General features: G+C 35.1%; 12 protein-coding genes. 2 read left to right on the top strand and 10 right to left on the bottom strand.

The window, feature by feature from the left end:
* Positions 1-110: 110 nt before the first annotated feature.
* The 8 genes from CXF59_RS01310 to CXF59_RS01340 all read right to left on the bottom strand — a co-directional run bounded on the left by CXF59_RS01310 (position 111) and on the right by CXF59_RS01340 (position 10,885).
* Positions 111-1,184 (bottom strand): alanine/ornithine racemase family PLP-dependent enzyme, encoded by a 1,074-nt coding sequence (locus CXF59_RS01310; RefSeq protein WP_101135915.1) that lies wholly within the window; start codon positions 1,182-1,184, stop codon positions 111-113.
* Positions 1,184-2,335, bottom strand: coding sequence for an alanine racemase (gene alr / locus CXF59_RS01315; protein WP_101135916.1), 1,152 nt, complete (start codon positions 2,333-2,335; stop codon positions 1,184-1,186). The genes CXF59_RS01310 and alr overlap by 1 nt, the downstream gene beginning before the upstream one ends.
* Entirely contained in the window at positions 2,325-3,479 is a 1,155-nt protein-coding gene (locus tag CXF59_RS01320; protein ID WP_101135917.1) for an amidohydrolase, read from the bottom strand. The genes alr and CXF59_RS01320 overlap by 11 nt, the downstream gene beginning before the upstream one ends.
* 6 nt (positions 3,480-3,485) lie before the next feature.
* A complete protein-coding gene (locus tag CXF59_RS01325) occupies positions 3,486-3,920 on the bottom strand; it encodes a GNAT family N-acetyltransferase (protein WP_101135918.1) in 435 nt (144 codons plus the stop codon).
* Entirely contained in the window at positions 3,901-5,373 is a 1,473-nt protein-coding gene (locus tag CXF59_RS01330; protein ID WP_101135919.1) for a sodium:solute symporter, read from the bottom strand. Before CXF59_RS01330 ends, CXF59_RS01325 begins: the two co-directional genes overlap by 20 nt.
* 743 nt (positions 5,374-6,116) lie before the next feature.
* Positions 6,117-6,311: a penicillin acylase family protein gene (locus CXF59_RS15645; RefSeq protein ID WP_369828523.1), complete on the bottom strand. Its 195-nt coding sequence runs from the start codon at positions 6,309-6,311 to the stop codon at positions 6,117-6,119.
* 190 nt (positions 6,312-6,501) lie between these two features.
* Entirely contained in the window at positions 6,502-7,893 is a 1,392-nt protein-coding gene (locus CXF59_RS01335; RefSeq protein WP_101135920.1) for a RagB/SusD family nutrient uptake outer membrane protein, read from the bottom strand.
* 10 nt (positions 7,894-7,903) lie between these two features.
* On the bottom strand, positions 7,904-10,885 hold the full coding sequence (locus CXF59_RS01340; RefSeq protein WP_232758558.1) for a TonB-dependent receptor: 2,982 nt from the start codon (positions 10,883-10,885) through the stop codon (positions 7,904-7,906).
* A 410-nt stretch (positions 10,886-11,295) separates the two neighbouring features.
* On the opposite strand from CXF59_RS01340, the gene CXF59_RS01345 reads away from it, so the two are divergent.
* Together CXF59_RS01345 and CXF59_RS01350 are read left to right on the top strand one after the other, a co-directional pair.
* Positions 11,296-13,800, top strand: coding sequence for a M14 family zinc carboxypeptidase (locus CXF59_RS01345; protein WP_101135922.1), 2,505 nt, complete (start codon positions 11,296-11,298; stop codon positions 13,798-13,800).
* 314 nt (positions 13,801-14,114) lie between these two features.
* A complete protein-coding gene (locus CXF59_RS01350; protein ID WP_101135923.1) occupies positions 14,115-15,650 on the top strand; it encodes a YifB family Mg chelatase-like AAA ATPase in 1,536 nt (511 codons plus the stop codon).
* A gap of 189 nt (positions 15,651-15,839) precedes the next feature.
* On the opposite strand, the gene CXF59_RS01355 is transcribed toward CXF59_RS01350, so the two are convergent.
* Both CXF59_RS01355 and CXF59_RS01360 read right to left on the bottom strand, forming a co-directional pair.
* Complete coding sequence (locus CXF59_RS01355; protein ID WP_101135924.1) at positions 15,840-17,117, bottom strand: DEAD/DEAH box helicase; 1,278 nt, start codon at positions 17,115-17,117, stop codon at positions 15,840-15,842.
* Between the two features lie 476 nt (positions 17,118-17,593).
* Positions 17,594-21,025: a PAS domain S-box protein gene (locus CXF59_RS01360; RefSeq protein WP_232758560.1), complete on the bottom strand. Its 3,432-nt coding sequence runs from the start codon at positions 21,023-21,025 to the stop codon at positions 17,594-17,596.
* Positions 21,026-21,164 lie beyond the last annotated feature (139 nt).

The following is a 21,164-nucleotide window of genomic DNA, read 5'->3' on the forward strand; positions in this document are numbered from 1 at the left end:
AAAATAACAATTAACATTTGTTCATTTGATGTAATTTGTGTGCGGCTTTTCGCAAAAAAAGGGCAGATAAATAATTTTTATCTACCCTTTCACTAATTTAAAATCCTGTATTAACCAATAGTCTTTTCAATATATTCTGAGTTTAATAGATATAACGCTGCCATATATTGAATCTTGAAAGATACTAAATCTCCTATTTTATAATTCTTTTTTGAGCTTGTGATATCAATGACTAACATATCAGAACTGGCATCGACTATAGTAATATCAGTATCATCTGCTTCAATATATTGTGGTTGCATATCCAATAGTCCAATATCCAGAATCGCACGTAAAGAAGTGACTCCTAAATCGGCATCATCCTCCATCACATAGGTGTTGCCGACGCCACTTTCTCCTAATTCACCTGTTGGAGTGTCCGGTTTTTCAGTAATTTCGATAATCTCCGAGTACAATTTCAAAACGTCATTGTGCATACCTTTTATGGTTTCGCCGGTGAACAGATCCTTACCAAAAAACAATGCTTCTCCAACTCTGAAATGATTCACAGCCATAGGACGTGCATTTTTCAGCATCAAAGGGATAGCCACAGAAGTTCCGCCGGAAACCCATGGAATGTTAATATTAAATTTCGCTTCAATCAATTGTTTGTAGAGACTAAGCTGAATTAGTTTGTCTTGAGTAGGCATTATCCCGCTCAAGCAATTAAGGTTGGTGCCTATACCGAGAATTTCAATATTAGGTAAACTTAGAATACTACCGTAAAATTCAACTAGCTCTTCACCCATTACACCTTCACGCAAATCGCCCATCTCAATCATGATGATGACTTTATGTACTTTATTTTGTTTTAGTGCTTCTTCGGAAAGCATTTTTATAGTGTATATTTCAGTATTAAAACTTACATCCGCATAGTGTACAATCTTTTCAATACTTCGTTTAGCAGGTGGTTTGATATAAACGGTTTGGATGGTGGGGTCTAAGTCCTTTATTTTTTTTAAGTTACTGATGCGGGAGTCATGCATTTCTTTTACCCCCAATGCGATAACTTCTTTCAAATATATTTTATTTCCGCAGAGAAGCTTTGTAACAACGCCCCATTCTATATTTCTGGATTCAAAAATGTTATTTAAGAAAGTGTAGTTCTCCTCTAATTTTTTTCTGTATAGTTTTACAAAGGCCATTATTCTATGATTTTACGTGGAATCGTTTTTGAAATTCGGGTTAATAATTCATAATTCAGTTGATTGCTATAATCACTAAAAGAAGCTATAGATATTGAAATATCGTTTTGAGAGCCAATCAGCACTACTTCATCGTCTTTCTTTACTGAGTCAAGATTGGTGACATCAACAGTCATCATATTCATATTTACAGATCCAACAACAATACACTGTTGTCCATTGATTAGAACCCGTCCTTGGTTGCTCAAAGATCGGCTATAGCCGTGGGAATAGCCAATGGGAATTGCGGCTACTTTCATCTTTCTTTCCGCAAGGAAACTAGTTCCATATCCGATAAACTCTCCAATTTTTACTTTTTTTACACTCATGATTTTACTTTTCCAAGCAATAACTCTTTGAAGAGGATCGATTTTACTCTTTTTTGTACTCAAAAAATTAACAAATACTTCAGGGCTGGGCCACAAACCATATTGAATGATCCCTACTCGAACCATATCCATTCTCGTTGCAGGAAACATTATAGACGCTGCTGAACAGGCTGAATGTCTTATTTCTGGTTTTAGGTCGTTCTTACAAAGGTATTGATAAATATCTTCGAATCTTTTAATCTGTTTATCAACTCTATAGTAGTTGGCAATACTTTCGGCACCCGCATAATGAGTACAAAGACCTTTAAGAAAAACGTGTTCTTTTTCTTTTTTTAGAAAAGCGATTACGGTATTTAATTCGTTTTTTTCAAACCCGGTACGATTCATTCCTGTCTCTACCTCAATATGTATAATTGCCTTTTTAAGCGTCTTTTTTGCAGTTTTTGCTGCTTTAGTTAATCGTCCCTTATCAAAAACAAAAAACTCTACATGATTATTGATCACCCATTCCATGTCTTCGTCCTGAACGAGTCCCATGACTAGTATGGTCGCGTTATCCCCTAATTCTGCCTTAACGATTTTTGCTTCTTCTACATCAAATACGGAGAAGTGGGTAATCCCGTTATTATATGCCATTGAAACGATCTCCGTAACTCCGTGGCCGTAAGCATTTCCTTTTACGACACATGAAATTTGAACCTTTTTTCCAAAAGTGGTTCGGAGAAAAGAGAGGTTTTTTTGATAAGCGGTATTATTAAGCTCTATAATTGAATTAGTGTGCATTTGTAATCTGTTTACTTATGTGGTGAAAAATAGATACTCCAGTCGTAATGATGTCGTCTGGGAAATCGTAGTCAGGATTGTGTAAAGCTGGTGTGTCTATTCCTGACCCCAGCCCAAACATCGCACCTGGATAGTGCTGAGTAAATAAACCGAAATCTTCTCCCCAGGTAAAAGGGCTGTCTTTTTCTAGGAGTTTAAATTGGTTTTCTGTTACCGCTTTTTTGATGATACTGACTGCAGTTTCATGATTCTCATTGGCTTGGAAGCTTTGTGTCCATTTTATGTTACATTCCAAGCGATATTGATCTGCAACGGCATGTGCTATATGTTCTAAAGTGGTTTCTATAGTTCTCATCCTAGCATTACTATCACTTCTTACCGTAAAATGAATTTCTCCGGCTCCCGCAGAAACACCATAGGCCTTTTTACCCATTTTGGTATAAATAGGGGTGATCAGGCAATAATTTTCTTTTGAAATGTCAGCCTGAATAAAAGCGTTGAATTGGGTAATAATCGATGCTATCGCTAGGGCAGGATTGATACCTTTTTCAGGTTCTCCGGCATGTGCGGTTATCCCGTCCAACTTTATTATAATACTATTGACAGCGCAAGTAAAAGTACCATTTTTTACTATAATCTGGTTTTTTGGATATCCAGGTAAATTGTGCAAGGCAAAAACATAATCGGGTTGAAATGCAGCAAATTTTGTGTCTGAAAACACTTTTTGCGCACCGCTACCATCTTCTTCAGCAGGTTGGAATAATAGAATAACTCTTCCTGTCTGTGGCTTGTGATGATATAACTCTGTTGCTAAACCACATAAAATAGCCATATGACCGTCGTGCCCGCATTTATGGGAAACACCATTGGTGAGCGAACGATGTTCGAACGTATTGATTTCTTCAATGGGTAAGGCATCCAGTTCACATCTAAACAACACGGTTTTCCCCGGTTTTTCACCATTATAAATGGCGATAATTCCAGTTTCTCCTATATTGGTTATAACTTCATCAGCTGGATTTTTTTCTAGAAAAGAAGTGATTTTTTTTGCAGTTTCTACCTCTTTTCCAGAAACTTCCGGATATTTATGTAGTTCCTTTCGCAGAAGAACAAGCTGTTCTGCCCGTTGGTTTAAATTCTCCATTTTGGACTATTTAATAAGACGCATTTCTAAGTATTTGTTAGTAAATCCAAGCTTTTCATATAGTTTTTTAGCGGGATTGTCCGGTTCTACGTGAAGTGCAATATTTCCTTCAGCAATTGATATTGCTTTTTGCATTAATTGTTTCCCGTACCCTTTACCGCGTTGGCTATTGTCTACAGCAATATACACTAAAATATTCTCAGGGATAAAATCTTTCATGCCTGTATTATTTAGAATAACAACACCAACAATCTTATCATCGTCTAAACCTACGACTATATTCCCTCCTTTGTCAGGATTCATAACATAAGTGATACATTTTAGAATGTCTTCAACTTTATCTCCGTATTCTTCTAAATGAGTAAAAAGAAACTGAGCAATGATTTGATTTGTATGTGTTTTGTCTTCTCCTGAAGTACTATTAATTATTTTGAATTCCATTTTGTTTTTCTTTTTTATTATGATGATAAATTGATATTGTAACGAACAACAATAGAGAAACACTTATTCCGTAAATATTTGCGTCTAAATGTTCGGGTAGTTTTATTCCTAAAGGTAACTTATTTTCGGTAATTATAAGTAAAATTGTCGTTACACCTCCAAAAAGCATACTCCAAAAAGCAGCTATTGGATGGCTTTTTTTCCAAAATAAAGCACCCAAGACGGGGATGAATAATCCAGAAACCATAAAGGCGTAGGAGTAGAGCATCAATTCCAATACGTTTTGCATTTGGGAAGCTAATAAAATCGCGAAAATTCCAACCAGTAATGTTACGATTTGTGAAAGCTGAAGTTCCTTTTTATGAGTTAACTGTTTTTTAGAAAATTTAGAAATAATATCAGTAACGATATTTCCAGAGGCAGCCATTAGGCAGCTGTCAGCAGTGGAAAGTATAGCCGAAAAATAGGAGGAAAGCATTAATCCCATTAACCCAATCGGTAAAATGGTAGCCAGTAAGATAGGTAATCCCATTTCGCTGTCCATTGAGGCCGCATCTGTAACTCCATCAAACATACCTTTTGTTGCAGCTACCTTAGCTAACATTCCAAGAATAACTCCCATGAAAGCCATTATAGGCCATTCGAAAACTCCAGCAATTATCCAGGCTTTCTTTGCTTCTTTTTCCCCTTTACTGGCATAAATTCTTTGGTATAGCGTCATTCCAACAAACCAAATAGGAATAATAGTGACGGACCAATTTAGTAATTGATACCAAGTTACATTTGTTAGTGATAAGTATTTAGGGTCTAAAGTTGCTTTGATGGCATCGTAACCTCCAACTGCATTATAGGCAACAGGTATTCCTATAAAAACTAATCCAACTATAAGGATTAGCCATTGAATCGTATCGGTGTAAATAACTGCTTTTAATCCTCCTATAGAAGTATACGTCACGGCAATAACTCCCATAACAATTAATGCAGTCTGAATGTTCAAACCGTCAATTGTTGCCGAAGCTAATTTGGCTCCAGCCAAAACCTGAGAACTAGTGAATCCGATGTACCCGATTGCAGAAATAATCCCGGCTAAAAGAGCGACTTTTCCATTGTAGAAATGACCGAAAATTTGCGGGAAAGTAAAAAATTTATATTTGTGCCCCAGCTGGCTAACTTTCGGAATTAGAAAAACGGCACTTAACCAAGCGCCAAGTAGTCCTGTAAATAACATCCAGGATCCTGATATTCCCATCGTAAAACCAAGTCCTCCCAAACCAATTGAAAATCCACCCCCTACATCAGTAGCTACTACGGACAAACCGATATGCCAACTACTCATGTTTCTTCCACTAACATAAAAATCCTCGGCAGTTTTATTTTTATTAAAAAAGTAGAGACCAACACCTAACATAGCCAGCATGTAGACGACAAAGATTATATAATCTATTATGTGCATATTGTATTCGGATTATTTGAATGCCTGTGAATGGAATTTTTCCAAATGGCAAAGGATGCAGTAAACTGCATAAAAAGATAGTTTTCTAGGATGATTTCAGGAATATGAGACCGTAGAAAGTCATGTGCGAAATATTGATTATAAATCGACACATAACCCAAAAAATTATTGAAACTCTTGCAAATATAAGGAAATATATCCAAAAATCTGCCTAAAATGGAAGTAGCGGCCTTCAGGACGATGATTAAATCGTGGTTTTTTGGTGTTGAAACCGAAGTAAAAAATTAACAACAATGTTTTTTGAGTAAAAATTAAAGCTGTTTTTTTTAATTTTTACTAAAGCTTTTTTTGTGCCTTTTTTAGTTTTAATTCCAAGTCGGTTTAAATTAAATGTTAATCAAATCCTTAGTCGTTTGATAATCCTCTAAATTTTTAGATTAGTTTCTAAGCTAACTTTACTCTAAACTTTTCATGGAACGACTGTGTGATTTTAAGCTAATCCAGTTGCCCTCCCTTTGGGCTATTATGGGACCATGATTGGTAAAATAGGTTTTAAACTCTTTGTCTTTTACTTTACCGTTCTCCAACTATTTGATAGTGATGTTTTTTTTAGTAATGGGTAATAATTGGCCGTCATATTCATAAAAGATTTTCTAGTTTTTAATTAGCATTTTTTCGTTAGACATATCAGATACATCTCCATTCGAAGAGGTAGATATCTAGTTATAATTTTAGTTAAAACTCTAGTAAATAAAAAATTGTCTCCCAGTAACGGCTTCATAAGCATTTAATCCTTCTTCATTGCAGGTTTGTGCTTCGGGTCTACAGTAAAAACTTGTGTGAGGATTTGTGTATAGAATAGCATTTCCTGAGGCTGTTTTGCAAGGTGTTAAAGCAAATCCGTTCGATCCCGTTCGGATATGTTTCGTAAATAATATAGAAAAAGCTTAGTTTCAACATTATAAAATAAAACTTGCTTAAGGGTAATGATTTAATCATAGTTCCTGTTTTATAAGAAAGTATGAAAATCGCGAGAAAAGGAGGTTTTTTTTTAAAACTAAATTTAGATAAAAAAACCATCTCGTCAACGACGGATGGTTTTTTTTTTAACACGATAAAAGCTATTAATTAACTTCCGTAACCTGGATTTTGAGTAATTAATTTATTGGTGTCCATTTCTCTTAACGGAATAGGAAAAACCAATTTGTCATTATTGTAAAAGTAAAATTCAGTTCCATCAGCGTTGATATCGATCGAACGCTTTGTTCTTTTAAGGTCGTGAATTGAGAAACCTTCCATTGCTAGTTCTAATTCTCGTTCTTTTAATATTGTGTTTAAATCAAGAGTTAAAAAATTAGAAGCAAGGGCTCTAGTTCTTATTGTATTAATATCTTTAAGTGGTAAAGCACCTACTATTGTTCCTAATCTAAAATTAGTTTCTGCTCTGATCAAATACATTTCAGCTAAGCGAATGATACCAACGTCGCCAAATTGATTTGTAAATTTGTTAGTTAATCTTCGACTATTTGCTGGATTTAGATAATTGAAATTGCGTCTCTCGTCATTTGGATCTGTGAATTTATTAAGATAGTTATTTCTGATTTCGATATCACCACCACGACCTCCACTGTCTTCCGAGGCATAATGATTGGTAGCCTGATTGTCACCGGTTTGTTTCGTTATTTGAACAGCAAATACGTCTTCCGATTGGTCAGCATCGTGGTTAAAGGCATCTGCATATTTATTAGATAGTCTATGACCGCTATTTTCAATTACGTCATTTGCTGCCGCTCTGGCTGCTGCATAATTTCCTTGTTGTAAATAGACTCTCGCTAAAAGAGCAGCGGCTGAGTATTTATCGGCATAAAAACTATTTTCTGCAGGTAGGTCTGAATAGGCTTTGGTCAAACCTGAGACAACAAGGGCATAAACCTCCTCTACAGAACTTCTTTCTTTTGATAGGTCTACGCTGAAATCATAAATAGCAGCGGGTCTGATTACGACTCCCAATTGACTGTTTACCTGTCCGGATTCATATGGTTTTGCGAAGAAGCGAACTAAATCAAAATAGGCAAGAGACCTCAAAAAAGTAGCTTCTGCTGCCATCGTTTTTTGTTTTTCCGGATCAGTTACTTTGCCTATATTTTCAATTACTGTATTAGCGGCATTAATAATTTGATAATTACGTGTATAGATTGCCTGTGAAAATGCGTTATCTACCAATATGGACTTGTTATAAAATTGTCGCAAACCTGCGAAGGTTCCTCTCCATCTTAAATCGGTAGTAGAAGTTTTACCTGTTTGTCCCAATAAATCAGCTGCTACGAGAATACGCCCTCCATAAACATCTCCCGTTGCTGCAATGGCGTAAGTACCAGTTAAAATATTAGTTATTCCAGATTCTGTGTTTAATGTTATGGATGCATCTTCATTCTGTTTAGGATCAAGTTCTAATTGATTTTCACAACTTATAAAAATAAGAGCGACTAGGCTAAGAAGGATTAATTTATGTGATTTCATCTTTTTAAATTTAAAAATTAATATTTACTCCTAAAGCGATTGTTTTGGCTGGAGGTGCAGAATAAAACTCTTCTCCAACTCCTGCATCATCTCTTCGGGCTTCTGGGTCATAACCAGAATATTTAGTAAAAGTGAGTAAATTTACTCCTGTCAAATACAACCGCACACTTGACATTCCCATATCTTTGGTCAATTTATTGTTCAATGAATAGCCTAGAGTTAGATTTCGAAGTCTAATAAAATCTGCTTTATCTAAGAAACGGGTTGATGCACCAGTTCCATTACTTCCATATAATCGCGCTTGAGGTACATTTGTTATATCTCCGGGGATTTGCCAACGGTCTAATTGATCTACAGTTTGATTGTCAAAATAGTCAGCAGCGACGGATTGGTAGATTCCCGCTGAATTGTATATACTGGCGCCCCATTCGCCCTGAAAAGTAAAAGAGAAATCAATTCCTTTGTAATTAATAGTATTAGTCATTCCTGTCATTAATGTCGGAAATGGATTTCCAGCAATAACTCTTTTAGCTATACTATAATCATTGGTTGTAGTACGATCTACAGTGCCATCTGTATTTGTTGTGTTTTTGTAAAACAAGGCATCTCCATTTGCAGGATCGACACCAGCATATTCAATTAGATAAAAAGACGATACATTTTCTCCAACCCTATTAATGGTAAAGTTGCTAACAATATCGGCGTTATTGTTAGGCATTGATTTAACTACTGTATTATTAGTGGTAATGTTGAAACTTGTATTCCATTTTAAACTTTGAGAATCAACAATATTGCTATTAAGCGTCAATTCAAAACCGCTACTTTCAAGTTTTCCAATATTTTGATTAATAGTTGAAGCACCAGAACTAATAGCTAAAGGAACGCTAAAAAGTAGACCATCTGTGTTTTTTTGATAATAATCGGCTTCAATACTGATACGGTTAAATAATCCAAATTCAACCCCAAAATCGGCTTGGGCTGATTTCTCCCAAGTTAAATTGTTGTTCCCTGCTTGAGAAAAGGAAAGTCCAGATTTTAAATTGTAAGGATTAGAACCGTACAATTGGCGAGAAGCAAAGTTACCTAATTCGGCATTTCCCAATTTACCCCAACTGCCTTTTAATTTTAAAAAAGAAATTGTTCCATTGTCTTTTAAGAAACTTTCCTCTGAAATAATCCATCCAGCAGAAAATGCAGGAAAAACGCCAAATCTATTATTTTTTCCAAAACGAGATGAGCCATCACGACGAATACTTGCTTTGAAAATATATTTATTGTCATAAGAATAATTTACTCGGCCAAATTGAGAAACAAAAGTATAATCGGTTTCATTTCCTGAACCCCCAGATACTTCAGCGCCACCATCCACAGTTTGAAAGGAATCATTTGGGAAATAGATACTTGTTGCGCTTTGATACCTTCGGTTGTATTTATTAAACTCCATTCCTGCAACTGCATTTATGGTATGTTTTTCTCCTAAATCTTTGTCAAAAGTTAAATAATTGCTGTAAACATAAGTTTCATTGTTCACAGAGCTAGCGAAAACACTTCCGTCAGTAGCCATAAACGGAGTGTTCTTACCTCGCCAGTTGTCCTCTGTTTGCGACAAAAGATCATAAGAAAAGTCAGAATTTAATTTTAAAGAAGGTAAAATTTTATATTCGCCATACACTTTTCCAATGACTCTTCTCATTAAGGTTTTCCAAAATGAATTGTCTATGGACAATAAATAATTGGCGTAAAGCGTATTTGGATTAGCCGTGCCATCTGCTAATCGATCTTGCGATAGAGGAGATTGTGCGATAGCTTGTAGAGGTGTGGTAAATGAGTTATCATTATCCACACGATTTATTTTTGATCTTGAGAAACTTAGATTCATTCCAGTTGTAAATCGGTCAGAAACTTTATGAGAAACATTAGTTCTAGCTGTTATTCTTTCTAATGCATTACTGTTTATGATTCCTTCAGTATTGTTGTAGGCTCCTGAAAAGAAATACTTTGTTTTTTCGTCACCACCGGAAACTGAGAAATCAGCATCGGTGTTATGACCCGTTCTAAAAACAGTATCCTGCCAGTTAGTATCCACGGCTCCGTTTCTCCAATCGGTTCCCTGAGCGAGAAATTCAAAAGTGCCTTCTGCCTCTTCTGCAGTACCGAATGTATTTATGGATGCCTCTGTGAATAGCTCTACATATTGGCTGGCGTTTAACCATTTTCTTTTGTTTGTCGCTTCACTTACCCCCTGAGAAAAGTTAAGTGAAAAAACGGCCTTACCAGCTTTACCCCTTTTAGTTGTAATTAATACAACACCATTTGCACCTCGAGCACCATAAATTGCAGCAGAAGAAGCATCTTTTAAAACATCAATTGATTCAATTTCATTGGGACTTAAAGTTAATAAAGGGTTTGTTGGAGCGCCATTCCCAGACTCATTTGAAGTAACCAATGGTATTCCATCTAATACGTACAAAGGTTGAGTTCCAGCGCTTATACTTGCAGCACCTCGAACACGAATGTTTATTCCACCTTCAACTTTTCCATTAGTTTGTGTTACTTGGACACCAGCTAATTTACCTACCAAGGCATTTTGAACATTAGCAACCGGAATTTGCTTTATGTCTTCAGAAGTAACCCGGGCGATATTGCCGGTTAATTTTCTCTTACTTAGCGTTCCGTATCCCACAACAACAATAGATTCTAATTCATTAGCAGCTTCTGACAATTTGAATGTCATTGAAGAAGAAGCAGGCATTTCTACTGGACTCATACCAACGTAGCTAGCCACGATAATTTGTTTTGCATTTGCTTTTATGGTGAACTTACCGTCAAAATCAGTTTGTGCATTTACTTTCGTTGATTTTACGATAATATTGGCTCCGGGAATAGGAAGTCCACCCTTATCTAAAACTTTTCCGTTTATCGTGATTTCTTGACTTACAGTAATTTGTGCAAGAAGTAAAAATAGAAGGGTTAAACAATAGTTGTAGTTCATTTTCATGTTAAATTCTTATAAAGTTAGTTTGGTAAATATCTTAAAACATTGTTAAAAAAGGAAAAAGTTTATTTATTAAAAAGAGCATTAGACGCATTTTTATCAAATGCCAAGTTTTAGGAGGTTATTTAATATTTTCACTAAAAAAACATGTATTATAATGATTTTTTAGTGAATTTAACATAATTTTAGTAAACGTAATTTAATAAATTAACACTTTTTTTTGATTTTTGTTTATTGTTTTCAAGTGTGTTTATTTAATTAAAAACATAATTTTCAATACGTTAAGTTATTTTTTTTAATTGATTTAGTTAAACAAAAAAACATAGTGTGAAATTGATTTTATAGCGTTTAAAGAGCAGAATAATTTTTAAAGTCTATTTTTGAGCTCTAACCCAATTTGTACTAAAATGAAAAAAACGTTATTTGGTCTATTATTTCTCTTTCTAATAGTGTCAGCTAATGCTCAATTAAAGAGACCTGAGAAATTCCTACCTAATTATGGTAAACAAATCAGTCAGTATCATCAAGTGGAAGCTTATTTTGGTCAGCTGTGTATTGAGTCGCCAAATATTAAGAAACAAAAATATGGAGTCACAAATGAAGGCCGAGATTTAAATGTTTATTTTATTTCCAGTTCTGAAAATTTAGCCAATTTGGATTTAATCCGAAATAATAATTTGGCGGCTATTGGTTTGTCCGATAAAAAAACAGAAAAGATTGGTGATAAACTTATTGTCTGGTTGAGTTTTAACGTACATGGCAATGAATTTGCAGGGACAGAAAGCGCTATGACTGTGGCTTATGAGTTGCTAAACCTAGCTAATCCGGTTTCTAAAAAAGAATTAGAAAATACGATTGTTATTTTAGATCCTTGTATCAATCCTGACGGATATTCCAGATATGGAAATTGGCTCAGAGAAATTTCAGGAAAAAAAACACATCCTGGATTGTCAGATCGAGAGCACATGGAAGTATGGCCTGGAGGTAGATATAATCATTATATATTCGACTTAAACCGAGATTGGGCTTGGCAAACTCAATTAGAATCTCAGCAGCGATTAGCATTGTATAATGAATGGCTTCCGCAAATGCATGTTGATGTTCACGAAATGGGATACAACTCTCCCTATTTTTTCCCTCCATCAGCAGAGCCGTGGCATGAATATATTGAGAAGTACCAGAAAGATTTTCATAATACCCTAGGTGCCAAAATTGCTAACAAGTTTGATGCTGAAAATTGGTTGTACAACACTAGAGAACGATTTGACATGTTTTATCCTAGCTATGGGGATACCTATCCAACTTATAATGGAGCAGTTGGAATGACATTTGAACAAGGAGGAATTGGCGCAGGAAGGGAAGTTTTAATGGAAAACGGTTCATCGCTTACGATCAAAGATAGGTTAACCCATCATGCAAAAGCTGTTTTAACGGCAGTTGAAGTTGCTACATCGGAGTCAAATAAATTGATTGAAGGATTTAGGAATTTCATGACCGAATCTAGAAAAACTGTTAAGGGAGAGTATAAAACGTATGTTTTGAAGAGTAATCCAAAATTAGAACAAATGGAGGTTTTGTTGAAAAGAAACAAAATTGAATTTGCATATGCTGATGCTAGTCAAAAAGCGAAGGGCTTTAATTATCAGACACAGAAATCGCAAAAATTCTCCATCGAAGCCAATGACCTTATTGTAAAAGTAGATCAGCCAAAGGCAGTATTAACACAGATTTTATTTGAGCCTAATCAGGTTTTAAATGATAGCTTGTCTTATGATATAACAGCATGGGCACTACCATTAGCTTTTGGAGTTGAAGGATATGCAGTAAAAAACATAATCACAATCAAAACCAAAGCGAGTATCGAAGTAGTGGCGCCAATAATACCCAAAAGTGTTTATGGTTTCTATATTCCATGGAACAATCGTATCTCTGCCCAGGTTTTGTCGCTTTTGCATCAGAAAAATATCAAAGTAAGATCGGCGATGAAAAAAGCGATTTTTGGTAATGTTGTAGTTGAGCCTGGTGGATTAATTGTAAGTAAGGCAGATAATTCAAAATTACCTGATTTTGAGAAAACTGTTAGTGAAATCATTATGGTTAAAAAAGACTTTAACTTCATCACTAGCGGTTACACGAAGAATGGCACTGATTTAGGGGGAGAGAATTTTACTATTTTGAAAGCACCTAAAATAGCTCTGCTGTCAGGAAAAGGAGTCGGTTCCACTGAATTTGGAGCCGTTTGGTTTTACTTGGATGAAGTTATTGGTTATCCTGTTAGTATCGTTGAAACAGGTAACTTTAATCGATTAGAACTCGTGAAGTACAATACTTTAATTTTAGCAGATGGTTTTTATGACTTTTCGGTGGACCAGCAAAAGCAAATTACCGAATGGATTAAAAATGGGGGCAAAGTGATTGCAATGAATAATGCTCTAAGTATTTTTGAAGATAAAGAAGCTTATAATTTGACTCTTTTTGAATCGGATGAAGCTAAGAAAAGTTCTGAGAAATTGGCGATGGATAAATTATTGAAGGAGCGTTTTTTAGATTATCAAAGTGCAGAACGCAGGGCTATTTCAGCATCCATTCCTGGCGCTGTAATTGAGAATGTATTAGACATGACACATCCAATGTCATTTGGTTTGGGGACTGTTTACTACAGTTTAAAAACAGATGATAGACATTATTCGCTGTTGAAAAAAGCAACTAACGTGGCTTATGTACCTCTTAATTATAAAAGTTATGGTTTTGTAGGACATGATATAAAAAACAAATTAAACAATACGGTAAGTTTTGCTATTGATAAAAAAGATAAAGGTGAAGTGATTTATATGATTGATAATCCTTTGTTTAGAGGTTTTTGGGAAAATGGTAATTTATTATTCAGCAATGCATTATTTTTAGTGAACTAATTGCAAATGGGATTTTAAAAACGGTTCTAACAAAAGAGTAGATCACTCTTGTATGATGCAAATAATTTAATTTTGCCCATGTCACGACGGCAAATGGATGTAAATGCAAACTTAAGTCAGAATGACGGGTATTAAATAAGTTAATTTGAAAAAGGAGTTATGTGATTCAAACATAACTCCTTTTTTATTGAGAAAAGTTAAAAATATCTATCGCAAAAAGTGTCTATCATTGGAAAATTTGGTTGATTTTAAATAAATTATAAAGTATACATTAGTATGCCTAAATTGTCTATTTTTAATAAAAATAATCGCCCATGCTAGTTAAAGTTTTTGGAAGTGCCGTATTTGGAGTGGAAGCTACAACAATTACTGTTGAAGTGAATATTGATAAAGGAATTGGATATCATTTAGTGGGACTACCAGATAATGCCATCAAAGAAAGTAGTTATAGAATTGCAGCTGCTCTCAAGAATAATGGGTATTCCATGCCCGGTAAAAAGATCACAATCAATATGGCTCCTGCAGACTTGCGGAAGGAAGGTTCTGCTTATGATTTAACTTTAACCATAGGGATTCTTGTTGCGTCTCAACAAATTCAAGCAATCGATGTCGACAAATATATCATTATGGGCGAGTTGTCGCTTGATGGTAGTTTACAGCCTATACGAGGTGCGTTACCTATCGCCATAAAAGCCAAAGAGGAGGGGTTTAAAGGTTTTTTTCTTCCAAAGCAAAATGTGAAAGAAGCAGCCATTGTTACTGGATTAGATGTGTATGGTGTTGAAAATGTTCAGGAAGTTATCGATTTCTTAGAAGGAAAAGGAGATCTAGAACCAACAATAATTGATACCAGGGCGGAGTTTTACAAAGATTTGGATTTTCCTGAATTTGATTTTTCGGATGTGAAGGGTCAAGAGAGTATTAAGCGTTGCATGGAAATAGCGGCTGCGGGTGGGCATAATATTATTTTAATTGGTCCTCCAGGTGCGGGAAAAACGATGCTTGCCAAGCGGTTACCTAGTATTTTGCCACCAATGACTTTGCGGGAAGCCTTAGAAACGACAAAAATACATAGCGTGGCAGGCAAACTGAAAGAAGTAGGGTTAATGAACCAACGTCCTTTTAGGAGTCCTCATCATACGATAAGTAACGTGGCACTTGTTGGGGGAGGAAGTTACCCGCAACCGGGTGAAATCTCTATGGCGCACAATGGAGTTTTGTTTCTTGACGAATTACCAGAATTTAAACGCGATGTTCTCGAAGTGATGCGCCAGCCACTAGAAGATAGGGAAGTGACTATTTCCAGAGCCAAGTTTACGGTGACTTATCCCTCGTCTTTTATGCTGGTGGCGAGTATGAATCCCAGCCCAAGCGGTTTTTTTAACGATCCAGATTCTCCACAAACCTCTTCGCCGCATGAGATGCAGCGTTATTTGAGTAAAATTTCGGGGCCTTTACTAGATCGAATAGACATTCACATCGAAGTTACGCCTGTTCCTTTTGAAAAATTATCAGATGATAGAAAAGCGGAGAGCAGTGTCGATATCAGAAAAAGAGTCACGGCAGCGCGTGAAATTCAAACCGAACGCTTTGAACAAATGGAAAACATTCACTATAATGCCCAAATGAACACGAAGCAGATCCGGGAATACTGTTCTCTTGATGATGTTTCGAAGCAATTATTGAAAACTGCCATGGAACGATTAAATCTCTCGGCCAGGGCATACGATCGTATTTTGAAAGTAGCAAGAACGATTGCTGATCTTGATGCTGCTCCAACAGTAGTATCCTCTCATATTGCCGAAGCCATTCAGTATAGGAGTTTAGATCGAGATGGTTGGTTGGGATAGCATTATTCACCACTGTTCAAGCTGTAAGTGGTTTTAAGAAAAATAATCGTAAATATTAGCCCCGATAGAAGCAAAAAACCTTGCAAGGGCTAGCGTTTAGCCCTTACAAAGTTTTTAGTGTATAGCGGGAACAGACTTCATAAAAAAAAACGGAATCGTTCTGCTCTTAAAAAAGGAAAACTTGATTTCTTAGTTCGAACGTCTGTCGTTATTACGTCTTGGACCAAAGCTATTGTTACCGCTTCTGTTTGAGCTATCCGTTTTCGGTTGTCTTGGTGTTGAATTCCGTTGTTGTCTGCCTTGCCCTTGTTTAATAGGTTGAGTGGAGGCTTTCGGATCTGGTTCAAAACCAGCTATATTTTCTGTCGGTATTTTCATACCAATCAATTTCTCTATATCGCGTAAAAAAGTGGTTTCGTCTGGGCTAAATAAAGAAATAGCTTCCCCATTTGCTCCAGCTCTTCCTGTTCTACCAATGCGGTGTACATAGTCTTCTGGAATATTAGGTAATTCAAAATTGATAACATGTGGTAATAATGGGATATCTAGACCACGAGCTGCAATATCTGTAGCGACTAATGCGGTTAGACTTCCGTTCTTAAATCCGGCTAATGCTTTTGTCCGTGCGCCTTGTCCTTTATTTCCGTGAATGGCTGCTGCTTTAATACCAGCGCTAATCATAGCTTCAGTCAATTTATTAGCACCTTGTTTAGTACGAGTAAACACTAAAATCTGTTGCCAGTTTCCTTCACTAATCAGTTTGATAATTAATTCTGTTTTTTTCTCTTTTGCAACAGGATATACTTTTTGAGTAATGGCATCTACAGTAGTATTTTCTGGTGTTGCTTCAACCTGAACTGGTTTATGCAAAATACCCATTGCCAATTTCTTAATATCTTTTGAAAAGGTCGCTGAAAACATTAAGTTTTGCCTTTTTGCAGGTAATACTTTCAGTATGCGCTCAATATCTCTCAAGAAACCCATGTCTAGCATGCGATCTGCTTCATCTAAAACTAAGATTTCCACTTTAGAGAGTGTTAGTAAACCTTGATTTTGCAAATCGATTAATCGACCAGGAGTTGCAACTAAAATATCGACACCTAGTCGTAGTTGAGCCACTTGTGGTTTTTGATTTACACCTCCAAAAATAACGGCAGAGCGTAAATCTAAAAATTCACCGTATTCTTTTATATTGGCAAGTATTTGAGCAGCTAATTCTCGTGTTGGTGTCAATATTAAGGCACGAATAGGTCTGTGGCTTAAATGTTTTCCTTGCGATAATGTCTGTAATATTGGTAGCGTGAAACCTGCTGTCTTTCCTGTTCCTGTTTGCGCGGATGCTAATACATCTTTACCTTCTAAAATAGGTGGAATTGCTTTTTGCTGTATTGGAGAAGGGGCTGTGTACCCTTTTTTGCTGATGGCTTTTAATAAAGCATCAGAGAGACCTAATGAGTTGAATGACATAAATTGTATTTAGGAAGCAAACACTATTATTGAGAGTACTTCTTTAATTTGCCGCGAAGATACTGCTTATTTTATGATGTTTTTTTAATAATCGACTTTGTTTAAATAAATAGTCGATAAGTTGGTATTTATTAAAAAGGTATTGACCGTTAGTTTTAGCATAGCGATTACATATTCACAATACTCCAATTGCTTTCTTCTTGATTTATTTGTTCTAAAATTGGCGTTAGCATTTGGGCATTTTCACCCTCCAAAAGCATTTATCAATGGTATTATAATTCCCAAAAGACCGTCACCTAAAACTGTTTTATCAACGGAAGACACCCCTCTTCGGTCTTCTACATTGTTACTTTGTGTTCGTCCTATCTACTTCATATTATTTCAATTTTGATGCTGTTTTTTAATATGAGGAATTGTAAAGCTAAATAACAGTTTAATATATTTTTTATAAAACCAAGTAGTGACTTTTCATTACGCTATAATGTAGTCCATTTAATTAAAGTTTCTTCTATTACTTTCTTTAGGATTGGCTTTGAGATATAATCATCCATCCCTGCTGCAGTGCATTTGTCGCTTATTTCTAGTCCGGTTCCTGCGGTTATAGCGATTATTGGAATTGAAGCACCTGACTTTAATTTTCTAATCTCTTTTGTAGCTTCATACCCATTCTTTAATGGCATTTGAATGTCCATAAAAATGATGTCAGGTACAATATTTTCAAACTTGTTTACAGCATCCGCTCCGTTAGGAATTTCATGAATAATGGCTTTGGGAATGGCGTTTTTAATAATTGTTTTGAGCAATAGCATATTAATTTTATTATCCTCAACGAGCATTATTTTTAAGGCTTTCAAACTATTGTCAATAGGAATAGCGAAACGGTCGACGACAACATCTTTATTATTTATCGGAATAGTTTCTACGTCCGAATCATTAGTTGTTTTTAAGTCCAAATCGAAATAAAAAGTGCTACCAATTCCAATTTCACTGCTGAGTTGCATGCGACTTTCCATTAGCCCTAATAAATTATTTGAAATTGTAAGACCTAAGCCGGTACCGCCAAATTTTTTAGTTGTGGAGCTATCCTCTTGAGAGAAAGCCTTAAATATTTCCGTTTGATTTTCCAGTAAAATCCCTATTCCGGAATCAAGGACAGCAAAACGGATTGTGGTGTTAGAATTAGTGGTTTTAAGTATTGAGACATCTAGTTGTACAAAACCTTTTTCTGTGAATTTCACTGCATTAGCCAAAAGATTAATTAGGATTTGTTTTAATCTTATGTTATCCACCCAAAAATAGGTAGGTATTTCAGGAGCTACCGCAAGTTCTAAGTGAAGCTTTTTTTGATTGGATTCATAAAGAATTAAATCCATAATTGGATTTAAAATGTCTTTGATTTTATGTTTTTCTATATGTAAATCAAGTTTTCCCGCTTCAATTTTAGAAAAATCAAGTATGTCATTTACGATGCCCAATAAGGAATGGGCTGACTGATTAACGGTAATCATATGTTTTTCCTGGACATCCTCAAGTTTAGTTTGCATTAATAGGTCGGTAAAGCCAATTATCCCATTTAAAGGAGTTCTGATTTCATGGCTCATATTAGCTAAAAATTCTGATTTGGCCTTATTGGCTGCTTCAGCGTATTCAAGTCCTTTTATGGCATCTTCGGCCATTTTTCTTTCAGTGATATCCAGCATGATGCCTTCGATATAAGAAATTTTTCCATTATTGATTATGGCATCCCCAAATTCTTCTACCCAAACGATTTTACCAATTTTATTTATGATTCGGTATGTCAAATGAAAAGGCTCGGATTTCGATAATTTATCTCTAGAGTCGGTAACTACTCTATCATAATCTTCGGGGTGAATCAGGTCGCTATAAAAAATTCTTTTTTCCAAGAATTCGATTTTATCATAGCCCGTTAATTTTTTAATTTGATCGTTGATATATGTTGTTGTATATTTTGCATCGTTCTCTGCAAGGTATACAGCACCCGGAATATTATTGGCTAACAAACGGAATTTTTCTTCACTTTCATAAATTGCGGTTTCTCCTGCGATACGTTCTATAGAGGAGGCAATATTTCTTGCTAAGGTTTGTAGAATATTTACTTCATCCTCAGTCCATTTTTTTTCCTCAGAGGTGTTGTCAAATCCCAAAAAGCCATGGAATGTGTTTTTTATAAAAACTGGGAAAAGGATTAAAGAAATTACATCTAAATTCAACAACTTGTTTTTTAACGACTCATTGTCAACTTTTGATACGGTAGCTTCATAAATGTTATTATTTAATATCGGTTGAAGTAATTCTTCAAAATAGGCATGGGATAAATTCTGAAGTTTAGGATTAATATCGGTCAAAGAGGTATTATTAATTATCCATCTGTATTTTTGACTTATTAAATTAGTGGAGAAATCATTTTCATAGTAGTAGGCACGATGTGATTGCGTGGCTTTCCCCATAATAATCAATGCATCAGTAAAAATACCATCTATATCCTTACTGTTTAAAAACTTTTCGGTGCATTTGGTCATTGCTGCCAGTAATTCACTCTTGTACGTTAATTTATTTTGGATGTCTAACCGCATTTGTGTTTCAAATGCTATTGCAATGATATCAGAAACTGACCTTGAGAAATTGATATCCTCATTGTCCCATTGCTTCACTTTCTCGGTAGCTTCAAAGCAGACAATCCCTTGTAATTCACCGTTAATAAATACGGGGGTATCTATGAGTGAAAGTATATTGTTTTCCGGAAAATAAGCAACACATAATTCTTTGGTGATTTCATTTGTATAAACATCAGAAGCTACAACCTGTATTTTATTTTGAACTGTTAGAAAGTATTTTGGAAATGATTTTTTTGTTATTTCTAGGTCGTTTATATATTTATTACTTCTAAAATCGTAGAGTTGTACGCAACTGATTCTGTCTTCAAAACAATTCCAATAACTCGCCCGTCCAACACCAATTGTTTTGGTGGTGATTTCTAAAATCGTTTTTAGTTTGGATTCAAAACTTTCATTGTTAGAGTAACTCTTTGCCGTAAAACCTTTTAAAGCGGTACTGTATTTTAGATTTTTTAGTCGTCTTTCTGTTTTTTCTTTTTCAATACTTTTTAAGAAAGTAATATCTCTCGCTATTACTGAATACCCGGTTATTGTTCGGTCTTTATCCCTATTGATTGTTACTTTTTGGGAAAGCCATAGCTCATCCCCGTTTTTTTTAATAATCGGAAACACTAAAAGTGGGAAGTTATTCATTTCCTCCGTCGAATTGCTATAGAACTCAAAGACTCTTTGTTGAAAAGTATCTTTTATTAAATGTTCAAATTTAGAGCTGAATAATTCGGTTATACTAAATCCCGTGATTATTTCAGAGTTTTTATTTATGAATATATAAGTACCTTGGCGGTCTAATTCATAAATTATATCATAAGCAGATTCAACAAGGTTTTCATATCTTTTTTGTGTTTCTATTTGCAGTGTTACCTCATGGCCAATACCAATAATTAAATCCTCAGTATATCTTTTATGATGCCATTCTATATGCTTGTACTCTCCATTTTTTGTTTTCAGTTTCCTCACAAAAGGTTTTTCGGAAATAATACTATCATGAAATTTTCCCCCCATAAATTCAGGATCTTCAGTTACCTTCCAAAACAACATTCCCATAACTTCATCGACTGAAAACCCTAAAATAGGAGTAATCGTTTCACTGCAAAATAAAATTTCTCCTTTTCTATTGGATACAACAATAAGAGAGTTACCGTTATTTATAATTTGATCAGAAAAACGGAATTTGTCTTTAACATTTAATCCTACAATATGCTGAATATAATTTATGGTAAAGACAATTAAAGAAAAATTGAATAATGCTATAGTTGTTTTAAAGGGTAACATTTCTAAGTAAGTAACAATGGTAATGTATAAAAATGTGCAGGCTACAAAAAACCAATATAATTTTATAGGTTTAAAAATGGTATAAGCAAAGTAAAAAGTTACAACAAAAGCGAGGATAGGTATGATGTCGGTCGGTGAA

This window comes from Flavobacterium sp. ALD4 (assembly GCF_002836475.1).
In the GTDB taxonomy this organism is placed as follows: domain Bacteria; phylum Bacteroidota; class Bacteroidia; order Flavobacteriales; family Flavobacteriaceae; genus Flavobacterium.